General features: G+C 69.8%; 2 protein-coding genes. Both read right to left on the bottom strand.

The window, feature by feature from the left end:
• On the bottom strand, positions 1-374 hold a 374-nt coding region (locus LH128_RS29925), incomplete at its 3' end, for a YaiI/YqxD family protein (protein WP_008833440.1).
• 133 nt (positions 375-507) lie between these two features.
• Positions 508-1,045: chorismate synthase (locus LH128_RS29920; protein ID WP_008833439.1), on the bottom strand; the 538-nt coding region annotated here is incomplete at its 5' end.

Raw genomic sequence — 1,045 nt, 5'->3', positions numbered from 1 at the left:
GGCGGCGGCCCGCCGATGATGTCTCCGCCCGCGCGCAAGTCCGTCATGATCGCGCGGGTGGCGATGGCGCTGCCGATCGAACTGGTGGTGAAAGGCTTGCCGTTGGGAGCAACCACGTTGGCACCCAGCTTGAGGCAGCGGTCCGCGAGGAGGATGTCGGCGGTTATCACCACCGTTGCGGCGTCAGTATTCTCCACGATCCAGTCGTCCGCCGCGTCGAAGGCGTCGCTGACCACCTTGCGGGAGATCAGCGCATTTTGCGGGACGCGGATTGCGCTGTTGCTGACGACGACGACGGGCACCTTGTGGCGGGCGGCGACCTTGTAGGTCTCCTCCTTCACCGGGCAGGCGTCGGCGTCGATCAGGATGCGCATGCAAATCCTCCCTGAGCTTGCTCGGGGAGGGGGACCGCCCGCGCAGCGGGTGGTGGAGGGGGGGACGACCCCTCCGTCAGCCCTGCGGGCTGCCACCTCCCCATTGCTTCGCAACAGGGAGGATTCGGCCCACTCAACCGCACTGCCCGCGGTGGAGCAGCTTGTGATCGGCCAGCACCAGCGCCATCATCGCCTCGACCACCGGCACGCCGCGGATGCCGACGCAGGGGTCGTGGCGGCCCTTGGTGAACATCTCGGTCGCCTCGCCGGAGCGGTTGATGGTCGCTTGCGGGGTGAGGATCGAACTGGTCGGCTTGAACGCCACGCGGCAGGTCACCGGCTGGCCGGTGGAGATGCCGCCCGCGATGCCGCCCGCGTGGTTCGCCAGGAACTCCGGCGCGCCGTCCGGCCCTTCGGCATTCGGGCGCATCGGGTCGGCGTTCTGCTCGCCGGAAAGGCGCGCGGCCGCAAAGCCGTCGCCGATCTCGACGCCCTTGACCGCGTTGATGCCCATCATCGCCGCCGCGAGATCCGCGTCGAGCTTGGCGTAGAGCGGGGCGCCCCAGCCTGCGGGCACGCCGCTGGCATAGCATTCCACCACCGCGCCGACCGACGAGCCGCTCTTGCGCGCGTCATCGACGATCTTCTCCCAGCGCGCCGCAGCGGCGGCG

The organism is Sphingomonas sp. LH128, assembly GCF_000293195.2.
GTDB classification, from domain to species: domain Bacteria; phylum Pseudomonadota; class Alphaproteobacteria; order Sphingomonadales; family Sphingomonadaceae; genus Novosphingobium; species Novosphingobium resinovorum_A.
The sequence above is the reverse complement of the archived record's forward strand: the minus strand, read 5'-3'. Positions and strand labels throughout refer to the sequence as shown.